The organism is Cellvibrio sp., assembly GCF_046347455.1.
Taxonomy (GTDB): Bacteria; Pseudomonadota; Gammaproteobacteria; order Pseudomonadales; family Cellvibrionaceae; genus Cellvibrio.
This window is the reverse complement of record NZ_JAXMGC010000002.1, coordinates 378,090-400,620: the sequence shown is the minus strand read 5'-3', so window position 1 is coordinate 400,620 and position 22,531 is coordinate 378,090. Positions and strand designations below refer to the sequence as shown.

Annotated in this window: 17 protein-coding genes; 1 reads left to right on the top strand and 16 read right to left on the bottom strand. The window is 47.7% G+C overall.

Annotated elements, in window-relative coordinates; all coding sequences use genetic code 11:
* Nucleotides 1-10 precede the first annotated feature (10 nt).
* The gene (locus U1F02_RS05610) at nucleotides 11-2,218 is read left to right on the top strand and encodes an FdhF/YdeP family oxidoreductase (RefSeq protein WP_409989384.1); all 2,208 of its coding nucleotides are present in this window, start codon (nucleotides 11-13) and stop codon (nucleotides 2,216-2,218) included.
* Here the strand turns inward: U1F02_RS05610 and U1F02_RS05605 are convergent.
* The 16 genes from U1F02_RS05605 to U1F02_RS05530 all read right to left on the bottom strand — a co-directional run bounded on the left by U1F02_RS05605 (nucleotide 2,210) and on the right by U1F02_RS05530 (nucleotide 22,423).
* Nucleotides 2,210-2,455, bottom strand: a complete 246-nt coding sequence (locus U1F02_RS05605; protein WP_409989383.1) for a hypothetical protein — start codon at nucleotides 2,453-2,455, stop codon at nucleotides 2,210-2,212. The two genes, U1F02_RS05610 and U1F02_RS05605, sit on opposite strands and share 9 nt — an antisense overlap.
* 207 nt (nucleotides 2,456-2,662) lie before the next feature.
* Complete coding sequence (gene cysG, locus U1F02_RS05600; RefSeq protein WP_409989382.1) at nucleotides 2,663-4,072, bottom strand: siroheme synthase CysG; 1,410 nt, start codon at nucleotides 4,070-4,072, stop codon at nucleotides 2,663-2,665.
* A gap of 87 nt (nucleotides 4,073-4,159) precedes the next feature.
* Nucleotides 4,160-5,446, bottom strand: a complete 1,287-nt coding sequence (gene serS / locus U1F02_RS05595; protein WP_409989381.1) for a serine--tRNA ligase — start codon at nucleotides 5,444-5,446, stop codon at nucleotides 4,160-4,162.
* A gap of 28 nt (nucleotides 5,447-5,474) precedes the next feature.
* The gene (crcB, locus tag U1F02_RS05590) at nucleotides 5,475-5,852 is read right to left on the bottom strand and encodes a fluoride efflux transporter CrcB (protein WP_409989380.1); all 378 of its coding nucleotides are present in this window, start codon (nucleotides 5,850-5,852) and stop codon (nucleotides 5,475-5,477) included.
* A gap of 11 nt (nucleotides 5,853-5,863) precedes the next feature.
* Nucleotides 5,864-7,204 carry a replication-associated recombination protein A gene (locus U1F02_RS05585; protein WP_409989379.1) on the bottom strand — a complete coding sequence of 447 codons (1,341 nt, stop codon included), beginning with the start codon at nucleotides 7,202-7,204 and terminating at the stop codon, nucleotides 5,864-5,866.
* An 11-nt stretch (nucleotides 7,205-7,215) separates the two neighbouring features.
* A complete protein-coding gene (gene lolA, locus U1F02_RS05580) occupies nucleotides 7,216-7,842 on the bottom strand; it encodes an outer membrane lipoprotein chaperone LolA (protein WP_409989378.1) in 627 nt (208 codons plus the stop codon).
* Between the two features lie 808 nt (nucleotides 7,843-8,650).
* Nucleotides 8,651-10,957, bottom strand: a complete 2,307-nt coding sequence (locus U1F02_RS05575; protein ID WP_409989556.1) for a DNA translocase FtsK — start codon at nucleotides 10,955-10,957, stop codon at nucleotides 8,651-8,653.
* 185 nt (nucleotides 10,958-11,142) lie between these two features.
* Nucleotides 11,143-12,039, bottom strand: coding sequence for an SMP-30/gluconolactonase/LRE family protein (locus U1F02_RS05570; protein WP_409989377.1), 897 nt, complete (start codon nucleotides 12,037-12,039; stop codon nucleotides 11,143-11,145).
* 126 nt (nucleotides 12,040-12,165) lie between these two features.
* A complete protein-coding gene (locus U1F02_RS05565) occupies nucleotides 12,166-13,746 on the bottom strand; it encodes a sodium/sugar symporter (protein WP_409989376.1) in 1,581 nt (526 codons plus the stop codon).
* A 97-nt stretch (nucleotides 13,747-13,843) separates the two neighbouring features.
* Complete coding sequence (locus tag U1F02_RS05560; protein ID WP_409989375.1) at nucleotides 13,844-14,629, bottom strand: SDR family NAD(P)-dependent oxidoreductase; 786 nt, start codon at nucleotides 14,627-14,629, stop codon at nucleotides 13,844-13,846.
* 73 nt (nucleotides 14,630-14,702) lie between these two features.
* Nucleotides 14,703-15,422, bottom strand: coding sequence for a FadR/GntR family transcriptional regulator (locus tag U1F02_RS05555; protein ID WP_409989374.1), 720 nt, complete (start codon nucleotides 15,420-15,422; stop codon nucleotides 14,703-14,705).
* Between the two features lie 171 nt (nucleotides 15,423-15,593).
* The gene (gene phoU, locus U1F02_RS05550) at nucleotides 15,594-16,286 is read right to left on the bottom strand and encodes a phosphate signaling complex protein PhoU (RefSeq protein WP_409989373.1); all 693 of its coding nucleotides are present in this window, start codon (nucleotides 16,284-16,286) and stop codon (nucleotides 15,594-15,596) included.
* A gap of 167 nt (nucleotides 16,287-16,453) precedes the next feature.
* Nucleotides 16,454-17,230 carry a phosphate ABC transporter ATP-binding protein PstB gene (gene pstB / locus U1F02_RS05545; protein WP_409989372.1) on the bottom strand — a complete coding sequence of 259 codons (777 nt, stop codon included), beginning with the start codon at nucleotides 17,228-17,230 and terminating at the stop codon, nucleotides 16,454-16,456.
* A 63-nt stretch (nucleotides 17,231-17,293) separates the two neighbouring features.
* The gene (pstA, locus tag U1F02_RS05540) at nucleotides 17,294-18,982 is read right to left on the bottom strand and encodes a phosphate ABC transporter permease PstA (RefSeq protein ID WP_409989371.1); all 1,689 of its coding nucleotides are present in this window, start codon (nucleotides 18,980-18,982) and stop codon (nucleotides 17,294-17,296) included.
* A gap of 15 nt (nucleotides 18,983-18,997) precedes the next feature.
* Complete coding sequence (locus U1F02_RS05535) at nucleotides 18,998-21,289, bottom strand: ABC transporter permease subunit (protein WP_409989370.1); 2,292 nt, start codon at nucleotides 21,287-21,289, stop codon at nucleotides 18,998-19,000.
* 150 nt (nucleotides 21,290-21,439) lie between these two features.
* A complete protein-coding gene (locus tag U1F02_RS05530) occupies nucleotides 21,440-22,423 on the bottom strand; it encodes a PstS family phosphate ABC transporter substrate-binding protein (protein WP_409989369.1) in 984 nt (327 codons plus the stop codon).
* Nucleotides 22,424-22,531 lie beyond the last annotated feature (108 nt).

Sequence of the window (22,531 nt, the reverse complement as noted above, 5' to 3'; positions counted from 1 at the left end):
CGCACGTTCTATGACTCAGCCAGATTCTACCCAGCCAGAACCTATTAAAATTGTTGGCGGTGGCCCCAAGAAGGTTTTGTATACCCTTAAAACCGTAGCGCGAATTGGTTTGCTCAACTCCGCTAAAGCGCTGAATAGTCGCAATACCTGCAAAGCCTGTGGTTTAGGTATGGGTGGCCAGCGCGGTGGAATGACCAATGAGAAAGATGAATTCCCGTCGGTGTGTAATAAAAGTATTCAAGCGCAATCTACGGATATTCAAGAACCCATTCCTAGGGAAATTTTTGAACATACGCTCGAAGATTTCGCTCAGCTTTCGGCTTATGAGTTGGAGCATCTCGGGCGACTCAACACACCGCTTTACAAAACTGCGACGAGCAATAAATACGAACCGATTGAATGGAATACAGCAATTGATTTAATGGCGGCACGTTTTGCAGCGACCGCTCCTGATCGCAGTTTTTTTTATACCTCTGGCCGGTCCTCTAACGAAGCTGGTTTTGTGTTGCAGCTTTTGGCGCGTCTGTACGGCACCAACAATGTGAATAATTGTTCCTACTATTGCCATCAAGCAACCGGCGTTGGTTTGCAAAATGCAATTGGTTCTGGAACTGCAACCGTTTCGCTTGAAGAGCTAGGTAAAAGCGATTGTATTTTTGTAGTAGGTGCAAACCCCTCATCGAACCACCCGCGTTTTGTCCATCAGTTAAAAAATTGTCGCGAGCGCGGTGGGCAAGTCATTATTATCAACCCTGCTAAAGAACCTGGGCTAGTTCGTTTTGCAGTGCCTAAAAGTGCGAAGTCGATGTTAAGCGGCGGAACTTGGATTGCATCTGAATACATCCAACCAAAAATAGGTAGCGATTTATTTTTGCTGAATGGAATTGCCAAAGCCTTACTAGAAGCAAAAGAAATTCATCAGGCGTATATAAACGCTCATACTGAAAACTTTTCAGCTTTCGAACAACACATTGAAGAGCTAAGTTGGAACGAAATTATCGAGAACACCGGTGTAAGCCAAGTCGATATTCGCAAAATTGCCGATGCTTATGCCAAATCCAACAACGCGGTTTTTGCGTGGGGCATGGGAATCACTCACCACAAACACGGCGTGGAAAACGTAGAAGCTATTAGCAACCTTGCATTGTTGCGTGGCATGATTGGTAAGCCAGCAGCGGGCTTACTGCCATTGCGTGGCCACAGTAACGTGCAAGGTATTGGTACTGTGGGCGTAAAGCCCGTATTAGCGGAAGACATTTTTCTGCAAATTGAAAAAGAATTTAATGTACAGCTTTCACGCGAAAAAGGTATGGATACCCTCGCCTGCTTGCAAGCGGCGTTTGAACATAAAATAGATGCCGCACTACTCATGGGCGGTAATTTGTTTTCCGCTACACCAAATAGCCAATGGGCTCAGCAAGCACTCGACAGAATTGGTTTTAAAGCATTTTTAACCACAACGCTTAACCGCGGACATGTAGTAGGAATGGAAACCAGCGAAGCGATTATTCTACCCGTGAGCGCGCGTGATGAAGAATGGCAACCCACTACGCAAGAATCCATGTTTAATTATGTTCGCTTGAGCGATGGGGGTATTACTCGCTTGGCCAATGTGCGTCCTGAGGTACAAATTCTCTGTGATTTTGCACAAAAGCTATTGCCAACTAGCCCAATCAATTTCGCGCAATTCAAACAACACAACAACATTCGCGCTGCTATTGCCGCGACCATTCCCGGCATGAGCGAGCTAAAAGATATTGCAGAAACCAAACGCGAATTCACCATTCAGAATCGCTTACTCGATCAACCAAAATTCCAAACGGATACCGGTAAAGCAAAATTTTTGGTGAATGCGTCGCCCACAACTTTAACCAATGAAGACTATCCATTTTTATTAGCTAGCATCCGCAGCGAAGGCCAATTTAATTCCATTATTTACGAAGAGAGTGACTCTTACCGCGGCACAGACACGCGCTGGTCGGTTTTAATGAATTCAGAAGATATGGCAGAGTTAAATATTCAAGCGGAGAGCTTGGTAAATCTAAAGTCCGCTTTTGGTGAAATGCAAAACCTCAAAGTTTTTGCATTCAATTTACCGCGTGGAAATGTGATGGCCTACTATCCGGAAGCAAACGTCTTGATTGGTACTGAGCATGATCCACGCAGCAAAACGCCCGCGTTTAAATCTGTTGCAGTGAGCATTCGCCCGTCAAATTGAAATGCTGATAGACGGACTTGATTTACGTCTGTCACGGCCAGCGCGCGTTTCCAGCAAAGCATCTTTGCGTTGTTGGCGGCGGTCTTGTTTGCGGCGCTCAACCATCGGGCGAGCTAAGTGTTCGTTGACAATTGTATCTGCCGCTAAGGAGTGCTCTTCTGGCGCGTGCGACGATTCAGCAACAGGCTTCACTGCCGTTGGCGCAATGACCGGTGCACTGGGGCGAATGTAAACCATGTTTAAACCTCACAGCCGACGATTTGAAATAAAAAACGACTTCTGATCATTCTATCGGCAATTACAGCAAATTCTTTACCAGTTTTAAGCGCCAGTTTTCAGAGGTGGCTCAGAAAACTCAATTTTGGCGATGAGCAAGGCATTTTTGCACGCAAGAAGGGAGTTTATATTTCAATAAATGACCGACTGAGTACAAAAATAACGTAGCTATCGCGCCGAAAGTGGGTTTTCCGAGCTGCCTGTAAACCATTTCAGGTTTTCATGAAGCCTTACAACATCGCCGACGACAAACAGCGTAGGCGCATGGACTTCTTGGGAGGCGACAATATCTGCAATAGTCGCTAAATCCCCCAAAATCACCCGCTGCTGCTGAGTAGTGCCACGCTCGATCAAAGCGACTGGCGTGGTCGCAGCGCGTCCATGAGCAATAAGGGAGGCACATATATCCCTTAAGCCGACTAAGCCCATATAAAACACCAAGGTCTGGGTGGGATTCGCGAGTTCCGGCCATTGTTTGTTGATGGAGTCATCTTTCAGGTGCCCCGTCACGAAGCGCACCGATTGCGCATAATCGCGATGAGTTAGAGGAATTCCCGCGTAAGCCGCGCAGCCAGATGCGGCGGTAATGCCCGGCACAACTTGAAACGGAATTTGGTGTTGCGCAAGCAACTCAATTTCCTCACCACCTCGGCCAAAAATAAAAGGATCTCCGCCTTTTAAGCGTAGGACACGCTTGCCTTCTTTAGCCAGATCCACCAACAGCTGATTAATGTTCTCCTGCTGCATGGCGTGCTCGCTGCGGCGCTTACCTACATAAATGCGTTCGGCATCGCGGCGAACTAAATCCATAACACCATCCGACACTAAGCGGTCATAGAGCACCACGTCAGCTTGCTGCATTAAGCGTAGAGCTTTGAGCGTTAACAACTCAGGATCGCCAGGGCCACCGCCAACCAAATAGACTTCACCTTGTGTGAGCGATGCATCCTCGTTAGCGATTTCATCTGAAAGAATTTTATCGGCCTGATCAAGCTGCCCATTCATAGCCAGCTCTGCCGCCGGGCCTTGCAGAATTTTTTCCCAGAATTTTCGGCGGCTGTCGCCGTCATTAAAACGCGCTTTCACTCTGTCGCGCCAACGGCTTGCTAATTGCGCGAGTTTTCCGTAACTCATCGGAATTAATGTTTCGAGTTTTGCTCGCACTAAACGCGCAAGTACCGGTGCTTCACCGCCACTCGAAATAGCGATCATCAAAGGTGAGCGGTCGATAATGGCGGGAGTGATATAGGTACACAATGCAGGAGTGTCTACCACATTTACAGGTATATTTATTTGTTTTGCTTCATCCGATATTTGTTGGTTGAGCGTTTCAATATCAGTTGCAGCTACTGCCAGCACACAACCTTCCATATCGCCTTGCTGATATTCGCGAAGGATTAATTCGCCATTATGTTGCGCAACAAGTTCGCGCAGCTCATTTGAAATCTCCGGTGCTACCACACGCAAAACGGCGCCCGATTTTGCCAGCATACGACCTTTACGCGTTGCAACCTCACCGCCGCCCACAAGCAGACACCGGCGTTTTTTTAAATCGAGGAATACGGGAAAATAATCCATAGCATTTCACAAAATAGTTCGTTGAAATAAAAAAGGTGGGTATCGCTACTGCGCCACCCACCTTTGCGAATTGTTGTTGAAAAAGATTTATTTTTTCACAGGCAACAATGCATCTTGGCCACCCATGTAGGGACGCAAGACTTCAGGAATGGTGACGCTGCCATCTTCCAATTGGTAATTTTCCAATACCGCGAGCAAAGTGCGACCAATCGCCAAACCTGAACCGTTAAGTGTGTGCAGCAATTCTGGCTTGCCGGTTTCCGGATTGCGGTAGCGCGCTAACATACGGCGCGCTTGGAAATCGCGGAAACTGCTGCATGATGAAATTTCACGGTATTTATTTTGCGATGGTACCCAGACTTCAATGTCGTAAGTCTTGGCTGATGAGAAACCTATATCGCCACCACACAAAATCACTGTGCGATATGGCAAGCCCAATGCTTTTAAAATCGCTTCCGCATGACCGACCAGTTCTTCTAAGGCTGCGTCAGATTCTTCAGGACGAACGAATTGAACCAATTCCACTTTTTCAAATTGGTGCTGGCGAATCATGCCGCGCGTATCACGCCCGTAACTGCCCGCTTCTGAACGGAAGCAAGGAGAATGGCAAACCAATTTAATCGGAAGCTGAGCTTCATCCACAATTTCATTGCGGTAAATATTGGTGACAGGAACTTCTGCTGTAGGAATCAAATAAAATTCGCGCTCGTCGGTCAACTTAAATAAGTCTTCTTCAAATTTAGGCAGTTGACCGGTACCGAAGAGAGAATCACGGTTCACAATAAACGGCACGTTAACTTCGTCATAACCGTGCTTGTTAATGTGAGTATCCAACATAAATTGCGCGAGCGCCCGGTGTAAGCGCGCAACACCGCCACGCAAAACCGCAAAGCGCGTACCGGTAATTTTAGTGCCCACTTCAAAATCTAAACCACCTAAATCTGCGCCCAAATCCACGTGATCCTTAATGGGGAAGTGAAAACTTTTTGGCATAGCCCAGCGGCGAATTTCTACGTTGTCTTCATCGCTTGCGCCTTCAGGCACTTCGTCAGCAGGCATATTGGGAATAGCGTTAACAAACTCATCCCATTCTTTTTGAATGTTCGCCAATTCAACTTCAGCGGTCGCCAAGTCTTGTTTGATTTGCTCAACGGCTTGCATCAGCGGAGCAACATCTTCACCCGCTTGTTTGGCTTTGCCGATTGCTTTTGAACGTGTGTTGCGATCTTGCTGAAGCGCTTCGGTTTTAATTTGAATGGCTTTGCGCGCTTCTTCCAAAGCATTGATGCGAGCGACATCCAACACCAGACCGCGTTTCTTCAACGCCGTGGCAACAAGATCAGGATTATTGCGGAGTAATTTTGAATCTAACATGATGGATATTTTCTTTAAAATTAAAAAACTAAAATAATTTTTGCGTAAGCTGCATGCCGAAATAAGCAAACAACAAACCCAGCGCGACAGAACTTACGGCATACACCAGTGAAAGAGCCACTTGGCCTTCTTGCCACATTTGCAACATTTCTAGGGAGAATGCTGAGAAGGTGGTGTAACCGCCTAAAATTCCTGTGATAACGAACAAACGCCACTCACTGGGAATAATGGCTTTCTCAATAATCACAACATAAGCAGCGCCTATTAAAAATGAACCTGAGATATTCACAATAAAAGTGCCAAACGGAAAACGATAGCTCAGCAAGGGGGTTAAGTAAGCAACCGCAGAGTAGCGCGCGATGGAACCCAGTGCTCCGCCAATTGCGATCATTAACCATTGCATCATTTAATCTCTGATTATTTTTTATAGCGCTGCTTGTTACTTTGTTTATCCAGCTCGCGAAAATGCGCAAGCTTTTCTTTAATCTTCAACTCCAGGCCGCGTTCAACAGGCTGGTAGTAACTCGTATCTGCCAATTCTTCCGGCAAATACTTTTCACCCGCCGCGTAAGCGCCCGGTTCGTCATGGGCATAGCGGTACTCTGCGCCGTAGTCCATAGATTTCATCAACTTGGTCGGCGCGTTGCGCAGGTGTATGGGTACATCGTACGCAGGCTGGGAGCGAACATCGGCCATGACTTGGTTGAAGGCATTATACACAGCATTACTTTTGGGCGCTGCCGCCAAATAAACCACGGCTTGGGCGATCGCCAATTCACCTTCTGGATGGCCGAGGCGTTGCTGAACATCCCACGCTGCAAGGCACAATGGCAAGGCGCGCGGGTCAGCGTTGCCAATATCCTCACTTGCCATACGCACCACACGACGGGCGATATAAAGCGGATCGCAGCCGCCATCCAACATGCGCGCTAACCAGTAGAGCGCACCGTCAGGCGATGAGCCTCGCACCGATTTATGCAACGCTGAGATTTGCTCATAGAAAATATCGCCACCCTTATCGAATCGACGAACATCGCTGGCAAGTACTTCTGCCAGAACCTGCTCGTCGATGATTTTGTGACCATCTACCTCGTCCGCCAAATCGGCGGCAATCTCTAAGAGGTTGAGCGATTTACGTGCATCACCATCGGCCGCTTGCGCGAGCGTCATGAGCGTATCTTGGTCGATGCGAATATTGCTGTTACCAAGACCGCGCTCTGTGTCATCCAATGCCTGCTGCAAAACCAGTTGCAACTGTTCTGGTTGCAAGCCGCGCAACACGTAAACGCGGCAACGCGATAAAAGCGCATTGTTTAATTCAAACGACGGGTTTTCAGTGGTGGCGCCGATAAAAATAAAAGTGCCGTCTTCCACATAGGGTAAGAAGGCATCCTGCTGGGATTTGTTGAAGCGATGAACTTCATCCACAAATAAAATTGTTTTGCGACCCGCCGCGCGCTCTTGTTGAGCCACAGCAACCGCAGCTCGAATTTCTTTTACACCTGATAAGACCGCTGAGAGAGATTCAAAGCGAGCATTCGCCTGTTCTGCAAATAATCTCGCCAAGGAGGTTTTACCAACACCGGGCGGCCCCCAAAAAATCATGGAATGCAACTGACCACGAACAATCGCTTCCCGCAGCGGTTTGCCCGGCGCGAGCAAATGCTCTTGCCCAATATAATCATCCAGATCGCGCGGCCGCATACGCGCCGCTAATGGCTGATAATAAGATTGCTGCGAACTGAATAAATCGCTCATTCGTTTAAGTACTATTGGTTTTTAATAATGTCGGCACCTGCTGGCGCCACAAAATTAAACAAGTTTTCATCCACTGCTTGATTGCGTTTTACATTGCTCAACGCAAAATGACTCAGCTGCCCCAAACTATCACGAATGGAAAACTCAGTGAGTTGATTATCAACAAACACTAACAATAACTCCTGAAATAAACCTTCGGTGACTTTAGGCGTGATCGAAAATTTTTCCGCTTTGTCTGCTTGAGTGCGATTAATAGTGAAGTTTTTACGGAGCTTATCAACATCTTCACTCAATAAAAGCACAGGCGTTTTTTTCAGATCATCGCTAAACGGACGCTCATTAACCGTTTGCAAATCAGGGTCGTAAAGCCAAATGGTTTTTTGGTTTGAAACCAATAATTGCGGCGCGGGCGTTTCAGTTTTCCAAAAAAACTTGCCGGGGCGCTGCATGACAAAAGTGCCCTTCTGCTCGTCCTGCTTTTTGCCTTCTTTGCTAAATAGCGTTTGAACGAAACTACCTTGCAAGGTGTTCATGGCATCGAGTTGTTTGCGCAGTTGCGCGGGGGATTGGTCGTCGGCGTGAGCGACAACAGCAAAAACGATAGTTAAAAGTGAAATTAAATGAGTAATGAGTTTCATGAAGATTCCTAAAAAGCTGGATTACTCGCGTTGCTCGCCCTTTGGGCCAGCCTACGGCAGTTCAAGCACGTTGTGCTTAGTCCCGCTACGCGAGGATGACGACGGAGTGATAAAGGTATTACAACAGCCTGAACCAACCCAAAATAAAAATTCAAAATCTCACAATTGGCACCAAACAATTCCCGTGCGAGCTCTCCGAGCACTGGAGGAAAATTCATTAACGCCATCCTTGGCTTTCACCCTCGGGGCAGCTTCGCTGTGCAAAATTGCTTTGCTGCAATTTTGTGGTGGCAAAAATTTCCACTGGTTCCAACAATCCCATGCGAGCTCTCCGAGCACTGGAGGAAAATTGGTGGCAAACGCACAGGAGGTGCGTTTGAGTGACTACGCGACATGGATGTCGCGTCGGAACGACAGCAATTTTCTGAAGCGCGCAGGAACAAGAGCGAGACGGGTCGCTTTTCTTTGGGTTACTTTTCTTTGGCGAAACAAAGAAAAGTGACTCGCCAGGAGGCGAAATAAAATCTACAAACTAAAAAATCTTTTCTAATAAAACGCAAGATATGTAAGTCGTACACCTGCCGTGGGCCTCACTTTTCTTTGCTTGTCCAAAGAAAAGTAAGCAAAAGAAAAGACACCCAGCTCGTTCCTATTCCTGCGCTTCTCATAAATTTGCTGTCGTTCCGACGAGCCATCCATGGCTCGACGTCACTAAAACAAACTTCCTGTTTGTTTTACACCAAATTTATTGCGATGCTCGGGGAACTCTCATGGGGCCCGATTGGTGCCACTAGCTAAGAAACGGATATTAATAGTCCCCTCTACCTCCCGGCGCCAACACCTCACGATTCCCATTATGCCCCGCAGATGAAACCACTCCCGCTGCTTCCATGGTTTCAATCAAGCGCGCTGCACGGTTGTAACCAATTCTGAGCTTGCGTTGTACCGACGAAATAGACGCTTTGCGAGACTCCAGTACAAACGCCACGGCTTCGTCATAGAGCGCATCACTTTCGCCATTGTCGCCCTCTTCTCCGCCCTCGCTCGGAATACCGGGCACGGGAATGGAGTTATTGCTGTCGTCGGTGATGCCGTCGATATATTCCGGGGTTCCGCGTTTTTTCCAATCGGCGACCACACGGTGAACTTCGTGGTCATCCACAAAGGCGCCGTGAACGCGAATAGGTACGCTGGTGCCGGATGGTAAATAAAGCATGTCACCGTGGCCGAGCAGCTGTTCAGCGCCGCCTTGGTCCAAGATAGTACGCGAGTCGATTTTGGATGAAACCTGGAACGCAATACGGGTCGGTACGTTGGCTTTGATCAAACCAGTGATAACGTCAACCGATGGCCGCTGAGTCGCCAGAATCAAGTGAATACCCGCCGCACGCGCTTTTTGGGCAATACGGGCGATGAGTTGTTCCACTTTTTTCTTGTCGACGATCATCATCATGTCGGCGAATTCGTCGATCACAACCACAATAGCGGGCAAGGGCTCTAGGTTTGGAGCAGTAGCTACTTCCGCACCAGCTTCGAAATTCTCTTCGGGTTTAAACAGGGGATCGGGAATCGGCTGGCCAGCTTTGTTGGCCTCATCAACTTTACGATTGAAGCCAGCGAGGTTGCGCACCCCCAAGGCAGACATCAGTTTGTAACGGCGCTCCATCTCACCCACGCACCAGCGCAGACCGTTGGACGCGTCTTTCATGTCGGTAATGACAGGCGTCAACAAATGCGGAATGCCGTCGTAAACCGAGAGCTCCAACATCTTTGGGTCAACCAGAATCAGGCGGACTTCTTTGGGTGTGGACTTGTACAACAAGCTGAGGAGCATCACGTTCACGCCCACAGACTTACCCGAGCCTGTAGTACCCGCCACCAGCAAGTGCGGCATTTTGGCGAGATCAGAAACTACCGGCTCACCTGAAATATCATGCCCCAGCGCCATGGTCAGCGGTGACTTGGCTTGATCGTATGCCTCGGAAGAAATTACTTCGCTCAAGCGCACCATTTCGCGGTGAGCGTTGGGAATTTCAATACCCATAACCGATTTACCGGGAATTACTTCCACCACGCGCACAGAAACCACTGCAAGCGAGCGCGCCAAGTCTTTAGCGAGACCAGAGATTCGGCTGGCTTTAATACCCGGTGCAGGCTGAATTTCAAAACGGGTAACTACAGGGCCGGGCTGAACAGAAACCACTTCGATCTCGATGCCGAAGTCTTTGAGCTTTAATTCCAGCAGCTTGGACATGGCCTCCAAGGATTCTTTGGAATAGCCCTTATCGCTGCGCTTGTCAGCGGGGTCGAGGAGACCTAAGGATGGCAGCACACCTTCGGCGGGTTCAAGCGCATCAAACAAGGAGGGCTGTTTTTCTTTTTCCACGCGTGGACTAGGAGCAGGTTTCTTTTTGGGTGGTTCTGCGATCACCACGGGCGCGACACGCTTGGCTTCGATTTTTGCGCGCTCTTCAACCACTTCGCGGCGATGTTGCTGGGCGACAACGGCAATATTCTTTTCCGCCTTTTCACGCTTGTAACGCAACCAGCGCTCTTTGCCCTTTTCGATGCCAATCAAGGTTAAATTGCCCAATTCGTCCATTAAGGCGAACCACGACAAGTCGGTAAAAATGGTTATGCCGAACAAAAACAAGGCTAATAATATAAGCGTTCCACCAGTGTACCCAAACGCATTATCTACCAAGGTCGCCATTCCACCACCCAAGAGCCCGCCATTTGAGTTCGGCAATACAGAGTTACCCCCACTGAAATGCATCGCGGCAAGTCCAGTGCCAGCAAGCATGACAATAATTAGACCAACAAAGCGAATACTTACCATTAACCAATCAATGCTACGCAGATGCGTTCTATCCTTGAATATCAGCGCAATTCTATACATCAACATGATGGGAAAAAGGTAAGCCAAATAACCGAAAAAGCCGAAGGACACATCCGCAACCCAAGCGCCTACTCTGCCGCCAAGATTTGAAAGTTGCCCATTATCACCGGTACTCCAATAGCCTCCATCAGCGGTGTCGTAACTAAACATAGCCATGCAGAGATACGCACAAACGGCCAATAAACCAATGAGCGCACCCTCTCGCACAATGCGCATACCTAGGTTGCTGGCAGGTTCGGATACAGGCGGTTTACGGCTGGCGTTGCTTTGTTTCAAGGGGTTTTCCTAGCTTACGAAAATGTATTTTGCGGCAGCAATTTATTGTGTTCTGCATCCCCACAGGGCGACTTCGCTGCACGGCACAGTATCTTATAACAAGTCACCCGAGGAAATAGATTTAATTAACGCGATGCCGAAGCTTTGTACCAGCACTCATTTACGCCTTTAAAATCCGTGCGATAAATAAACAAATTTCCGGCGCTTGATTGGGCTGCTAATGCCTCGTCGCTTAAACCTATGCGCGCACTGGTGACAAACAACAGATTCAGATCTTCACCACCAAAAGCCATGCAGGTTGGCTGACTGACGATTGTTTTTAATTCGAAGATTTCCTCACCTTTCGAGTTGTAGCGCACTAAACGGCTACCGCCCCATTCAGCGTTCCACAGGCAGCCTTCGGCGTCTATGGTGCTGCCATCCGGCTCCACGGTTGAGTGGGTTTGGGCAAATACTTTGCCTTCATTCAAGGTGCCGGTATGGGCGTCAAAATCATATACGCGGATTTGATGAGTGGGCGAGTCGGCGTGATAGAGTTTGGTGGAATCCAAACTCCAGCAAAGGCTGTTGGAGATTGCCAAGCCTGAAAGGTGCTGCGAGGACTGAGCATGAGCATCCAAACAGAACAGACCCGCACTTTGGTCCGGCGCATTGCGCTGCTCTACAATCGAGCCCGCCCAGAAGCGGCCTTGGCGATCTACACGGCCATCGTTTAAGCGGTTACCAATAAGATGCGCTTCGGGTTTTGCGATCCATTCAATCTCGCCGGTTGTTTTATCAAACCACCCAAAACCAGAGGCGAGCGCCAACAGAATTCGTTCATCATTCTCGCAAAATGCAAAGCAGCCGACAGGCTCAGGCATGTCCCAGCGCTGCAAATCTTTTGAGGCAAGGTGATAGCGAAAAATCACGTTGGATTTAATATCCGTCCACCAAACCGCTTGCTCTTTGTGATTCCATTGAACCCCTTCACCTAAAATATTGGCGCAGGAAATTTGTTCGATTAGCTCGTAATTGCTCATAAGTTTTTTGTTTTTTTGGTGCTGGTTTTTGGTGTTGGCCGTGGAGAAAAAACGCCCCGCTCACTGTTCAGTGGCGGGGCGCAGACTAGCACTTTTTCAAATGATCACCAAACCTAAAGCGGCTGCTTACCACCACACGGTATAGAAAGCGATCAACACCAAAACCACGCCCAAACAAGCCACGTTAAACACAGGCTCGGTTTTAAAATGAATGCCGTTCAAGTCGATGGCCTTTTCTTGAACTTTGCCCCCAGACATGTAGGTAGCTACTACCGCCAAAAGCGCGCAAAGAATAAAGACAATCGCAATACGATCCATAAACGGGAACTCCGCTGGCAACACAAATTTCGCCAAAATGGATAAAGCTACAGAGCCTATACCGGCAACCAATGCCGATAAGGCGTTCGCTTTTTTCCAGAAGAAACCCATCAAGAACATCAACACAACACCGGGTGTGAAGAAGGCGGTGAAATCTTGGATAAATTGGAAGGCTTGATCTGATTTGCCAATCAAGGGTTCAGCCACTACAAGCGCAATAACAATGGCCACCAAGGCCGCAATACGACCTACTTTTACCAAGTGCTCTTGCGAGGCATTGGGGTTAATAATTTGCTTGTAAATATCCATGGTGAAGAGCGTAGAAATACTGTTGGTTTTTGACGCGAGCGATGCACAAACCGCAGCCACTAAACCGGCAAACACCACGCCTAAAATGCCGTGCGGCAAAATATTAACCATCATCCAAGGGTAGGCTTGATCCGATGGAGTTAAGCCTGGTTTTAGCACCGCTGCCGCAACGCCGGGCAATACAATAATTACCGGCATCAATACTTTTAAGTATGCGGCGAGCGCGATACCTTTTTGCGCCTCTTGCAAACTTTTTGAAGCCAGCGTGCGCTGAGTAATGTATTGGTTAAAGCCCCAGTAAGAAATATTCACTACCCACATACCGCCGATCAATACAGAAATACCAGGCAGGTTTTTGTAGTTGGGGTTGCTAGGATCGAGAATTAAATCGAATTTTTCCGGCACTTGAATCAGTAATTGATTGAAACCATCAACAACGCCACTGCCACCATATAGTGCGGCGACTTTTTCCAAACCTAACCAAGTAACGAGCGCACCACCTAGTACCAATAAGGTAACTTGGAAAACATCGGTAAAGGCAACCGCTTTCATACCGCCGTACACGGAATAGCAAAACGAAAATGCGGCCATAGCGATCATTGCGTGCATCATATCCATACCGGTTACCGCATTAACGGCGAGCGCACCCAAATACATAATGGAGGTTAGATTCACCAGCACATAAAGCGTTAGCCAGAAAATCGACATGACGGTGCGCACGCGGCGGTCGTAACGCTGCTCCAAAAACTCCGGCATGGTGTAAATGCCTTTGGCGATAAAAATCGGCAAAAAATATTTGCCCACCAAAAACAAAGTGAGCGCAGACATCCATTCATAAGATGCAACTGCAATCCCGCCCGCGTAGCCCGCACCCGACATACCTACAATTTGCTCAGCGGAAATATTCGCTGCAATTAATGAGGTTCCCACCGCCCACCAAGGGAGAGCCTTACTCGCCAGAAAATAATCCTGCGCGTTTTTTTCGTGACCTTTTTTCTCGCGCGAGACTCTAAACGCGATAAACACAAGGACGATGGCGTAGAGCGCTAAAATCGCTAAATCAAGTTGACTAAGATACAAGGGGAACCTCCGAGTTTTTACGATATTATTTATAAGATTTTATTTTTAAGCTTCAAAAAAACTCGCACCAAGTGCGAGCTTTAAAGAAAGTTTTTTGTTACAACCGGCCGCCGTCTACAATTAATTCTTGCGAGGTAATCATGGCCGAATCATCCGACGCCAGAAACAAAGCCAGCTTCGAGACATCGTGCGCGCCCAAACGTTTTTTCAAACAAACGCGTTTCATTAACTCTTGTTCTTGTTCAGACGAAAGCCATTTCTCCAATTGCTTGGGTGTTGCGACCCAGCCCGGCAAAATAGAATTCACGCGAATATTGTCTGCACCAAAATCTGTTGCGAGGGATTTGGTGATTCCCACAATACCCGCTTTAGCAGCAATGTAACTTGCCAAATTAGGCGGCGCAAAATGGGTGTTGATCGAACTAATGTTGACAATAGACCCACCACCCTGCGCTTTCATCATAGGCGCTACTGTTTGCGCAGAGAAAAATACCGGGTGCAAGTTCACCGCCAAACTCTGGTGCCACTGCGCCTCTGTCATGGTCAAGCTTTCGTAGCGTTGATCATTGGCGGCGTTGTTAATCAACACCCGAATATCACCAAACTCTTTTTGCGCGGCATAAATGGCGGCGCGCAGTGATTCTATGTTGCTGACATCGCACACTTGAAACCAAGGGCACGGCAAGCCTTTTTCTTTCAGGGATAAACACAATTGCTCGGCGGCTTCTGCATCAACATCCACAAAGGCTACTTTGGCGTTTTGGCTTACGAAAGCTTCCACCAAGCTTGCACCAATACCTGTGGCACCACCCGTGATAAAAACCGTGCGGTTTTCCAGGCTGGCATAGCGCGTAAATCCTTCGTGGGAAGAGTAGCTATACATGGAACAAGTCTCGGCGTAATACGAAGGCAAGATACCAAGCAATTACACTGGTGATCTTGCCCGACATCAAAGGTTATTCTGCTGGCGGTGTTTTAACCAGCGAGATGTTAATCAACTGCATAACTTCATTGAGCAGGTAGCGTACCGCATTTGATGCAGCATCGGCATTGCCTGCGTAGATTTCATCGTAAATTTTCTTGTGATCGTCGTAGTTCGCAGTCAACACACCTTTGAGCTGATTAGTGCTGGCGATACTGACACGCAAGGCAACCTGAATAAACTGACGCAACTGCAAAAAGAACCGGTTATTACTGGCCGCAAGAATCGCCGTGTGGAATTCGATATCAGCACCCAGCGGATCGTCTTGGCCCAGATCCGCTTTGCGCATGCGCTCAAGTGCATCGGCAATCGCTTTCATGCGCGGCTTGTCGTGGCGATTCTCCGCTGCAAGGCGAGCGGCTTCTGGCTCTATGGCAATACGCAGCTGAGTGAACTCACGCAGTAAATCGAGCGATGGCCTTGCATTGAGCGTCCATGAAAGTACGTCCGGATCGAACATATTCCACTGTGAACTGGGCATAACACGGATGCCTTGGCGCGGACGAGATGCCAACAAGCCTTTTGCCGTTAGCATTTTTACCGCTTCACGCGTAACACTGCGGCTGATATTAAACTGCTGCGATAGCTCCGCTTCTGTGGGGAAACTTTTATCTATAGCGTAGCTGCCTTGAATAATGGCGGAGCCGAGCTGATGAGTAAGTTGGTGAGTGAGGTTGCGACCGGAATCCAGCATGATGGTTTAGCCTATTTATATTATGTATGTACATTATACGCTGAGTCGCTGGCACATGAACAGCCGAGCGCTGGCCGCAGATTTGTTGAAACAGGTTTTCGCCCACGCATAAAAAAGCCCATATCTAAAAAGACATGGGCTTCACATTTTTTAACACTTAGTCTTAACGAATTACTCTTCCAAACTGGTATGGCGAACATCCTCACCGTTAACGAGGTAAATAACATATTGCGCCAAATTACGTGCGTGGTCGCCAATGCGCTCAAGCGCGCGCAATGACCACATGATGTTCAACACGCGCGTAATACTGCGCGGATCTTCCATCATAAAAGTTACCAATTCACGCATAGCCGTGCCGTATTCCAAATCCACAGTGCGGTCCATTTGCACAACATTCTCCGCCATTTCCATATCGAGACGCGCAAAGGCATCCAGAGAATCTTGCAGCATGCGCGACACCAAACCGCCGATGTGGCGAACCTCGACATAACCACGTGGCGCCAAACCTTCGGAACTCATGGCGATAGCTTGGCGCGCAATTTTCGATGCCTCATCGCCAATACGCTCCAAATCCGTAATCGCTTTAGTTACCGCAATAACCAAACGCAAATCGCTCGCCGCTGGCTGGCGACGCGCAAGAATGCGAATACATTCTTCGTCGATGGATACTTCCATGGAGTTAACGGTTTTATCTGCGCGAACAACTTGTTCGGCTTTAGTGATGTCGGCATCCACTAAAGCGATGATTGCATCGTTCACCTGACGCTGCGCCATGCCGCCCATTTCAGAAAGGTGTTTACGAATATCGTCCAACTCAATGTTGTACTGCTGCGATATGTGGTGTGTGTGGCTTGTAATATCCATAGTCGGGACTCCGCCAAAAAATGTCTCAAAGACAAAAATAAATGTACTAAATAATTTTCACATAAAGTAGGGAGCGTCATCCTCGCGTAGCGGGATCCAGCCTGTAAAATTACAAATCAACAGCTGGATCCCGCTACGCGAGGATGACGATTCCCACGTAAATTAAATTAACCGTAACGACCAGTAATATAATCTTCAGTTTGTTTCTTGGTTGGATTAGTAAACAACGTATCGGTGTTGCCGTACTCAATCAAATCACCCATATACATAAACGCGGTGTAATCGGAAACGCGCGCTGCTTGCTGCATGTTGTGCGTTACGATCACGATCGTATATTTGTCTTTGAGTTCGTAAATTAACTCTTCAATTTTGAGTGTAGAAATAGGGTCAAGTGCGGAGGCAGGTTCGTCGAGCAAAATAACTTCCGGCTCAATCGCGATTGCGCGCGCGATCACCAAACGCTGTTGCTGGCCGCCAGACAAACCAAAGGCGTTATCGTGCAAGCGATCTTTCACTTCATCCCACAGCGCAGCACCACGCAATGAGTTTTCTACAACTGTATCCAATATGCGTTTTGAATTGACGCCTTGCAAACGCAAGCCATAAGCAACGTTTTCATAAATGGATTTTGGAAATGGGTTTGGTTTTTGGAAAACCATACCTACTTGGCGGCGCAAATCCGCCACATCTACTTTTTTGTCATAGATGTTTTGTCCATCCATCAAAATTTGGCCTTCCACACGGCATGAATCCACTAAATCATTCATGCGGTTGAAGCAGCGCAACAAGGTTGACTTACCGCAACCTGATGGACCAATAAAAGCAGTCACCTTTTTTTCAGGAATCGATAGGCTCACACCGTGCAATGCGCGCTTTGGGCCGTAATATAAATTGAGGTCTTTAACTTCCAGCTTGATGCTTTCAGCATTAGTTGTACTGGTCATAACATTCGCCTGCTCAATAATAAATAATTTGTGTGTCACGCCTATTTCAATTCGGTGACAACATTAGTCCGAAGCGCTACGGTATTTTTCACGCAAGTTGTTACGGATTTTAATCGCCGTAACGTTAAGAATCACAATTAACATCACCAACATTAACGAAGTCGCGTAAACCAAGGGACGTGCAGCTTCTACGTTCGGGCTTTGGAAACCTACATCATAAATGTGGAAGCCCAAGTGCATGATTTTTTGGTCGAGGTGCAAGTAGGGATAGTTGCCATCTACCGGTAACGCCGGAGCCAATTTCACAACACCTACTAACATCAACGGAGCAACCTCACCTGCCGCACGCGCAACCGCTAGAATCAAACCTGTCATCATCGCTGGTGTTGCAAGCGGAACTACCACTTTCCATAGGGTCTCTGATTTCGTTGCACCCAAAGCCAAACTGCCTTGGCGAATTGTACTGGGGATACGCGACAAACCTTCCTCAGTAGAAACAATCACGATTGGCAATGTGAGTAACGCAAGCGTGAGCGACGCCCAAAATAAACCTGGAGTACCAAAGGTTGGTGACGGCAAACTTTCCGCGAAAAATAATTGGTCGATATTGCCACCCAAGTAGTACACGAAGAAACCTAAACCAAACACGCCGTACACGATGGACGGAACGCCCGCGAGGTTATAAACCGAAATTCGGATTACGCGCAAAAACCAACCGTCACGCGCATACTCACGCAAATAAATCGCAGCGAGCACACCGAAAGGCGTCACTATAATCGCCATCACAATAACCATCACGAAAGTGCCGAAGATGGCTGGAAAAATACCGCCTTCAGTATTGGCTTCGCGTGGCTCAGTCGTCATAAATTCCCAGAAACGTTTTACGTAGTCGCCCGTTTTGGCAATCACACTCATATCGTTGGGGTGAGTTACACGCACCAAATGATCCAGCGGTAAAATTACTTCTTTGCCATCAGCAGTTTTCGCAACAAATTGATCGCGAGTTGCTTCATGCAGAATCACATCGCGCTCTTTTTTCACGACTTCGTATTCAGCTTCCAGCGCAGCTTTACGCTCAGCAAAACCGGCTTCTGCCTCTGCCATTTTTGCGCCAGTCACACCTTTAAGTTCCAAACGGCGATGGTCGAGTTTCAACTCCTGAATGGAATTGTTGATGCCGCCAATGCGGACTTTTTCGATGTGCGCAATTTCATCGTGAAGTTTTAGCGCGCGCTTCATGCGAGCATCCACTTCTGACCAGAAGTTTGGTGCATCTTTGGTTAGTACTGGCTTGCCGTTTTCGTTGATGGAGATTAGGTAACCGTAAAAATTACCCCATTCACGACGTTCAACGGTGACCGCGTCTTTCGGGTATTGCCAAGCATCCATTCCGTTTTCCAGCACCCACATAAAATCGCGCGAGGTAATATCCTTGTTACCTAATTTAATTAAATAGCGCGTAAGTAATTCCTGCTCTGCTGGAATTTTGTAACCATTATCACGCGCGATCGCCGCAGCGATAATTTCGCTGCGCACTACTTCACCCATAATCACGTGCTTATTGCCGCTCGTATCTGTCGCACTAGTCAATACAATATTGGCTGGCCAAAAATGTCCAAAACCACGTACCGCAATCAAACCCAATAAACCAACCACCATCAGCATACAAAGCGTAACAGCACCACCGTTTAACCAAATCCAAGGTGATCCGCTTTTGTACCAAAGGACGGGGGCTTTCAATAAATTTTTCATGTGTTGAATCCCCAATTAAAGATTGCTGTAACGTTTGCGTAGACTTTGGCGAACCATTTCCGCAACCGTGTTAACAACAAAGGTGAGCGCGAGAAGCAAAAGCGCTGCAAGGAAAAGTACACGGAAGTGAGTACTCGCCACTGCCGTTTCTGGCATCTCCACAGCGATGTTTGCCGAGAGCGTACGCATACCTTCGAAGATATTAAAATTCACCACAGGGCTGTTGCCCGTTGCCATGAGCACGATCATGGTTTCACCTACGGCGCGACCAAACCCCATCATCACAGCAGAAAAAATACCGGGGCTTGCGGTTGGCAATACAACACCGACCATGGTTTGCCAGCGCGTAGCACCAAGAGCAAGCGAACCTTGTGTAAGGTGACGCGGCACACTGAACACGGCGTCTTCCGCGATCGAGAAAATACTAGGGATTACGGCAAAACCCATCACCAAACCAACAACAAGTGCGTTGCGCTGTTCAAACTTCACATCGTGATTAGTGAACCACTGCGGCAAGCTGCCACCAAAGAACCACACTTCAAGATAGGGACTAATATCAATGCACGCCCACACGGTTAAAATAACGGGCACAACCAAAATCGCAGCCTCCCAACCCTCTGGAATTTGCGCGCGAATTGAAAGCGGGAATTGACTCCAAATAAATCCAACAATCAGCATTACCAATGGAACAAAAATCAGTATGCAGAAAATCGCAGGCAGATGATTCTCAAGGAAAGGCGCCAACCACAAGCCGGCGAGGAAGCCTAAAATTACACTCGGCAATGCCGCCATAATTTCAATCGTTGGCTTTACCATGCCACGCAATTTTGGCGTCATAAAGTAAGCGGTATAGATCGCGCCCATCACACCGAGTGGCACTGCAAACAAAATAGCGAAGAGTGCTGCTTTTAATGTACCTAAGGTGAGCGGGACGAAACTCATTTTTGCTTCGAAATTGTCGCTACCAGAAGATGCCTGCCAAATGTAATCAGGTGCGTCACGACCTTCATACCAGACTTTTTCCCACAACATGCTGAACGATACTTCGGGGTGTTCATTCCACACTTTTGCAACGCTGATTTTTTGGTTTTTATCCAACAACAACACACGACCATTAATCGGAGACAAGCCAATTTTTTCTATCGGCGTTGAGCCCATGGATTTAATCAACAGCGTACGCGCAGATGTTCCGTAATAAATCCCGATATTTCCTTTGTCGTCCGCGGCCCAAAAACCGCGACGGGAATATTCGGGAGCGATGTGGGTTACGGCACCAGAAAGCGGTTTGAAGTCGCGTACGTGAGTTACGTGGTAGCGATTATTTTTATCGCGCACCATTAACCATTGGCTTACGCGCCCTTGCTCAGTACCGATTGCGAGAGAACCCGTGCTCACCAAAAAGCGCATTGCGGTAACTTTTCCGCCTTCGACGGTCACTGGCTCGTAGCGTTCAGCGGCGTTGGGTTTACTGAGATTGTAGAGATAAAGTTGGGATTTATCGTTGGCGACAACCAAATAGCGACCGTTGTCGTCTACTTGCATTTGCGTCACTTTTTCACCTTCGGGTAACGAAGGGAGATTAAATACTTCCGTGTTGGTAGTCGTTTCTTCGGTAATGGGATTGGTTTTGGTGGTTACCATGCCCAGTAGCAAACGGTTATCAGCCGTTGCAGCGACTAACACGGGGCCGTTGCTTGTATCTTGAATAGCGAGCGCATTAATTGCTGCTCGGTTCGCATCCAGCTGAAACGGATTTTCACCCAGCGGAAAGCTCAAGCTAGGCGTTACCACACGCTTGTCGTCGGGGTAACTCAAATCGTATTGAGCTTTTACCACCGCAACTTCACCATTGTTGTAACCATAAGCGACCAAACCATGTGATGACTCGCTGGTCGCTAAGGTGGAGAACTGGGCATCGGCCGATTTAGGCACTTGCTGATTAATACTCTCGGTACCATCAAGCGCATTAAAAAACTGAACGGTGCCGTTTTTGTGATAGGTAGCGCCAATTTCTTCGTAGCGTTCCAAGGTAATAAATTCCGCCGGGCTCGATGCAATTTGCTCATTGGCAGGCAGAGTGTAAGTTTTCTGAACATCGACAGAAGCACCACGCAAGAGCGGGATGACTTCAGAAAATAAGTAAACAAAAATCAGCGCTAAGGATCCAACAACTGCAATCCCGGCCACCATAATGCCGTAACCTGATATTTTATCTTTAAGGTTGCGCCAGCGACGCAACTTTGTGCGCTGCTCTGCGCTCGGCATCAAGTCTGATGTCTTGGCAGCGATTGAAAGAGGTTTAGACATAGAAAATCACCCGATATGGTATTGGCGCGCAAAATCCTAACAGCCATTAATGACAGTTTTGTTACAACGCGCTTTTCGTAGGTGCGTTGCCCCCAAAAAAAAAACCGCTGACTAGCAGCGGTTTTTTTCTTCGATTACTGCAACAGCCTTTTACTTCAACAACTTAGCCAAAGTTCTTTCTGCAAGGTCAGCCGGCAACGGAATGTACCCATCACGCTCAACCGCTTGCTGGCCTTGTTTGGACAATACGTACTTGAAGAACTCAAGTTGCAACTTATCCAATGGTTGGTTTGGCTTCTTGTTCACGTAAATGAACAATTGACGAGACAGTGGGTATGAACCATCCAAACCATGTTCTGCATCCGCCGGAATCAACTCGGAGTAAGAGGATTTAGAAATTGGCAGAGCACGTACGCCAGAAGTTTTGTAACCAATACCTGAGTAACCAATACCGTTGATAGATTCAGATACGCTCTGCACTACAGAAGCTGAACCTGGTTGCTCGTTTACGGTAGATTTGAAGTCACCTTTACACAGGGCTTCATCTTTAAAGTAACCGTAGGTGCCTGATACGGCGTTACGACTGTAGAGAGAAATGCCGCGTTTTTCCCACGCGCCAGTCAAACCTACATCACCCCAGTTAACCAAATCTTTTTCGCCACCGCACTTACGGGTTGCAGAGAAGATGGCATCAACTTGCTGGATGGACAAACCTTTGATTGGGTTATCTTTGTTTACGTAAACAGCCAAAACGTCGATAGCAACAGGTACTTTTGTTGGCTTGTAGCCGTATTTAGCTTCGAAGGCTTGAACTTCGGCATCTTTCATAGCACGGCTCATTGGGCCGAAGTTTGAAGTACCTTCAGTCAAAGCTGGTGGTGCAGTAGAAGAACCAGCACTTTGAATTTGAATGTTCACGTTGGGGTAAAGTTTTTTGTACTCTTCAGACCACAAGGTCATCAAGTTTGCCAAAGTATCTGAACCAATACTGTTCACATTACCAGACACACCAGTGGTTACTTTGTATTCTGGCAATTTTGCATCTACGGCCGCTTGCACAGCTACTGCACAAGTCATTGAGCCAATCAGAGAACCGGCTAGCGCCAATCCCTTAATAAATTTGTTAGCGTTCATTGAGCGTTTCCTTTAGGAAAGGTGACCTTAAGTAAAAGGTGAGCCTGCCTCACCCTTGACGCTCAATCTAGCAACCAATTGTGACAAGTTTATGACTGCGAGAAAAAA

Bases quoted from the DNA above. Each gene is read 5' to 3' on its own strand.
- U1F02_RS05610 (WP_409989384.1), top strand. From the start codon at position 11: ATGACTCAGCCAGATTCTACCCAGCCAGAACCTATTAAAATTGTTGGC.
- U1F02_RS05605 (WP_409989383.1), bottom strand. From the start codon at position 2,455: ATGGTTTACATTCGCCCCAGTGCACCGGTCATTGCGCCAACGGCAGTG.
- cysG (WP_409989382.1), bottom strand. From the start codon at position 4,072: ATGGATTATTTTCCCGTATTCCTCGATTTAAAAAAACGCCGGTGTCTG.
- serS (WP_409989381.1), bottom strand. From the start codon at position 5,446: ATGTTAGATTCAAAATTACTCCGCAATAATCCTGATCTTGTTGCCACG.
- crcB (WP_409989380.1), bottom strand. From the start codon at position 5,852: ATGATGCAATGGTTAATGATCGCAATTGGCGGAGCACTGGGTTCCATC.
- U1F02_RS05585 (WP_409989379.1), bottom strand. From the start codon at position 7,204: ATGAGCGATTTATTCAGTTCGCAGCAATCTTATTATCAGCCATTAGCG.
- lolA (WP_409989378.1), bottom strand. From the start codon at position 7,842: ATGAAACTCATTACTCATTTAATTTCACTTTTAACTATCGTTTTTGCT.
- U1F02_RS05575 (WP_409989556.1), bottom strand. From the start codon at position 10,957: ATGCGCATTGTGCGAGAGGGTGCGCTCATTGGTTTATTGGCCGTTTGT.
- U1F02_RS05570 (WP_409989377.1), bottom strand. From the start codon at position 12,039: ATGAGCAATTACGAGCTAATCGAACAAATTTCCTGCGCCAATATTTTA.
- U1F02_RS05560 (WP_409989375.1), bottom strand. From the start codon at position 14,629: ATGTATAGCTACTCTTCCCACGAAGGATTTACGCGCTATGCCAGCCTG.
- U1F02_RS05555 (WP_409989374.1), bottom strand. From the start codon at position 15,422: ATGCTGGATTCCGGTCGCAACCTCACTCACCAACTTACTCATCAGCTC.
- phoU (WP_409989373.1), bottom strand. From the start codon at position 16,286: ATGGATATTACAAGCCACACACACCACATATCGCAGCAGTACAACATT.
- pstB (WP_409989372.1), bottom strand. From the start codon at position 17,230: ATGACCAGTACAACTAATGCTGAAAGCATCAAGCTGGAAGTTAAAGAC.
- pstA (WP_409989371.1), bottom strand. From the start codon at position 18,982: ATGAAAAATTTATTGAAAGCCCCCGTCCTTTGGTACAAAAGCGGATCA.
- U1F02_RS05535 (WP_409989370.1), bottom strand. From the start codon at position 21,289: ATGTCTAAACCTCTTTCAATCGCTGCCAAGACATCAGACTTGATGCCG.
- U1F02_RS05530 (WP_409989369.1), bottom strand. From the start codon at position 22,423: ATGAACGCTAACAAATTTATTAAGGGATTGGCGCTAGCCGGTTCTCTG.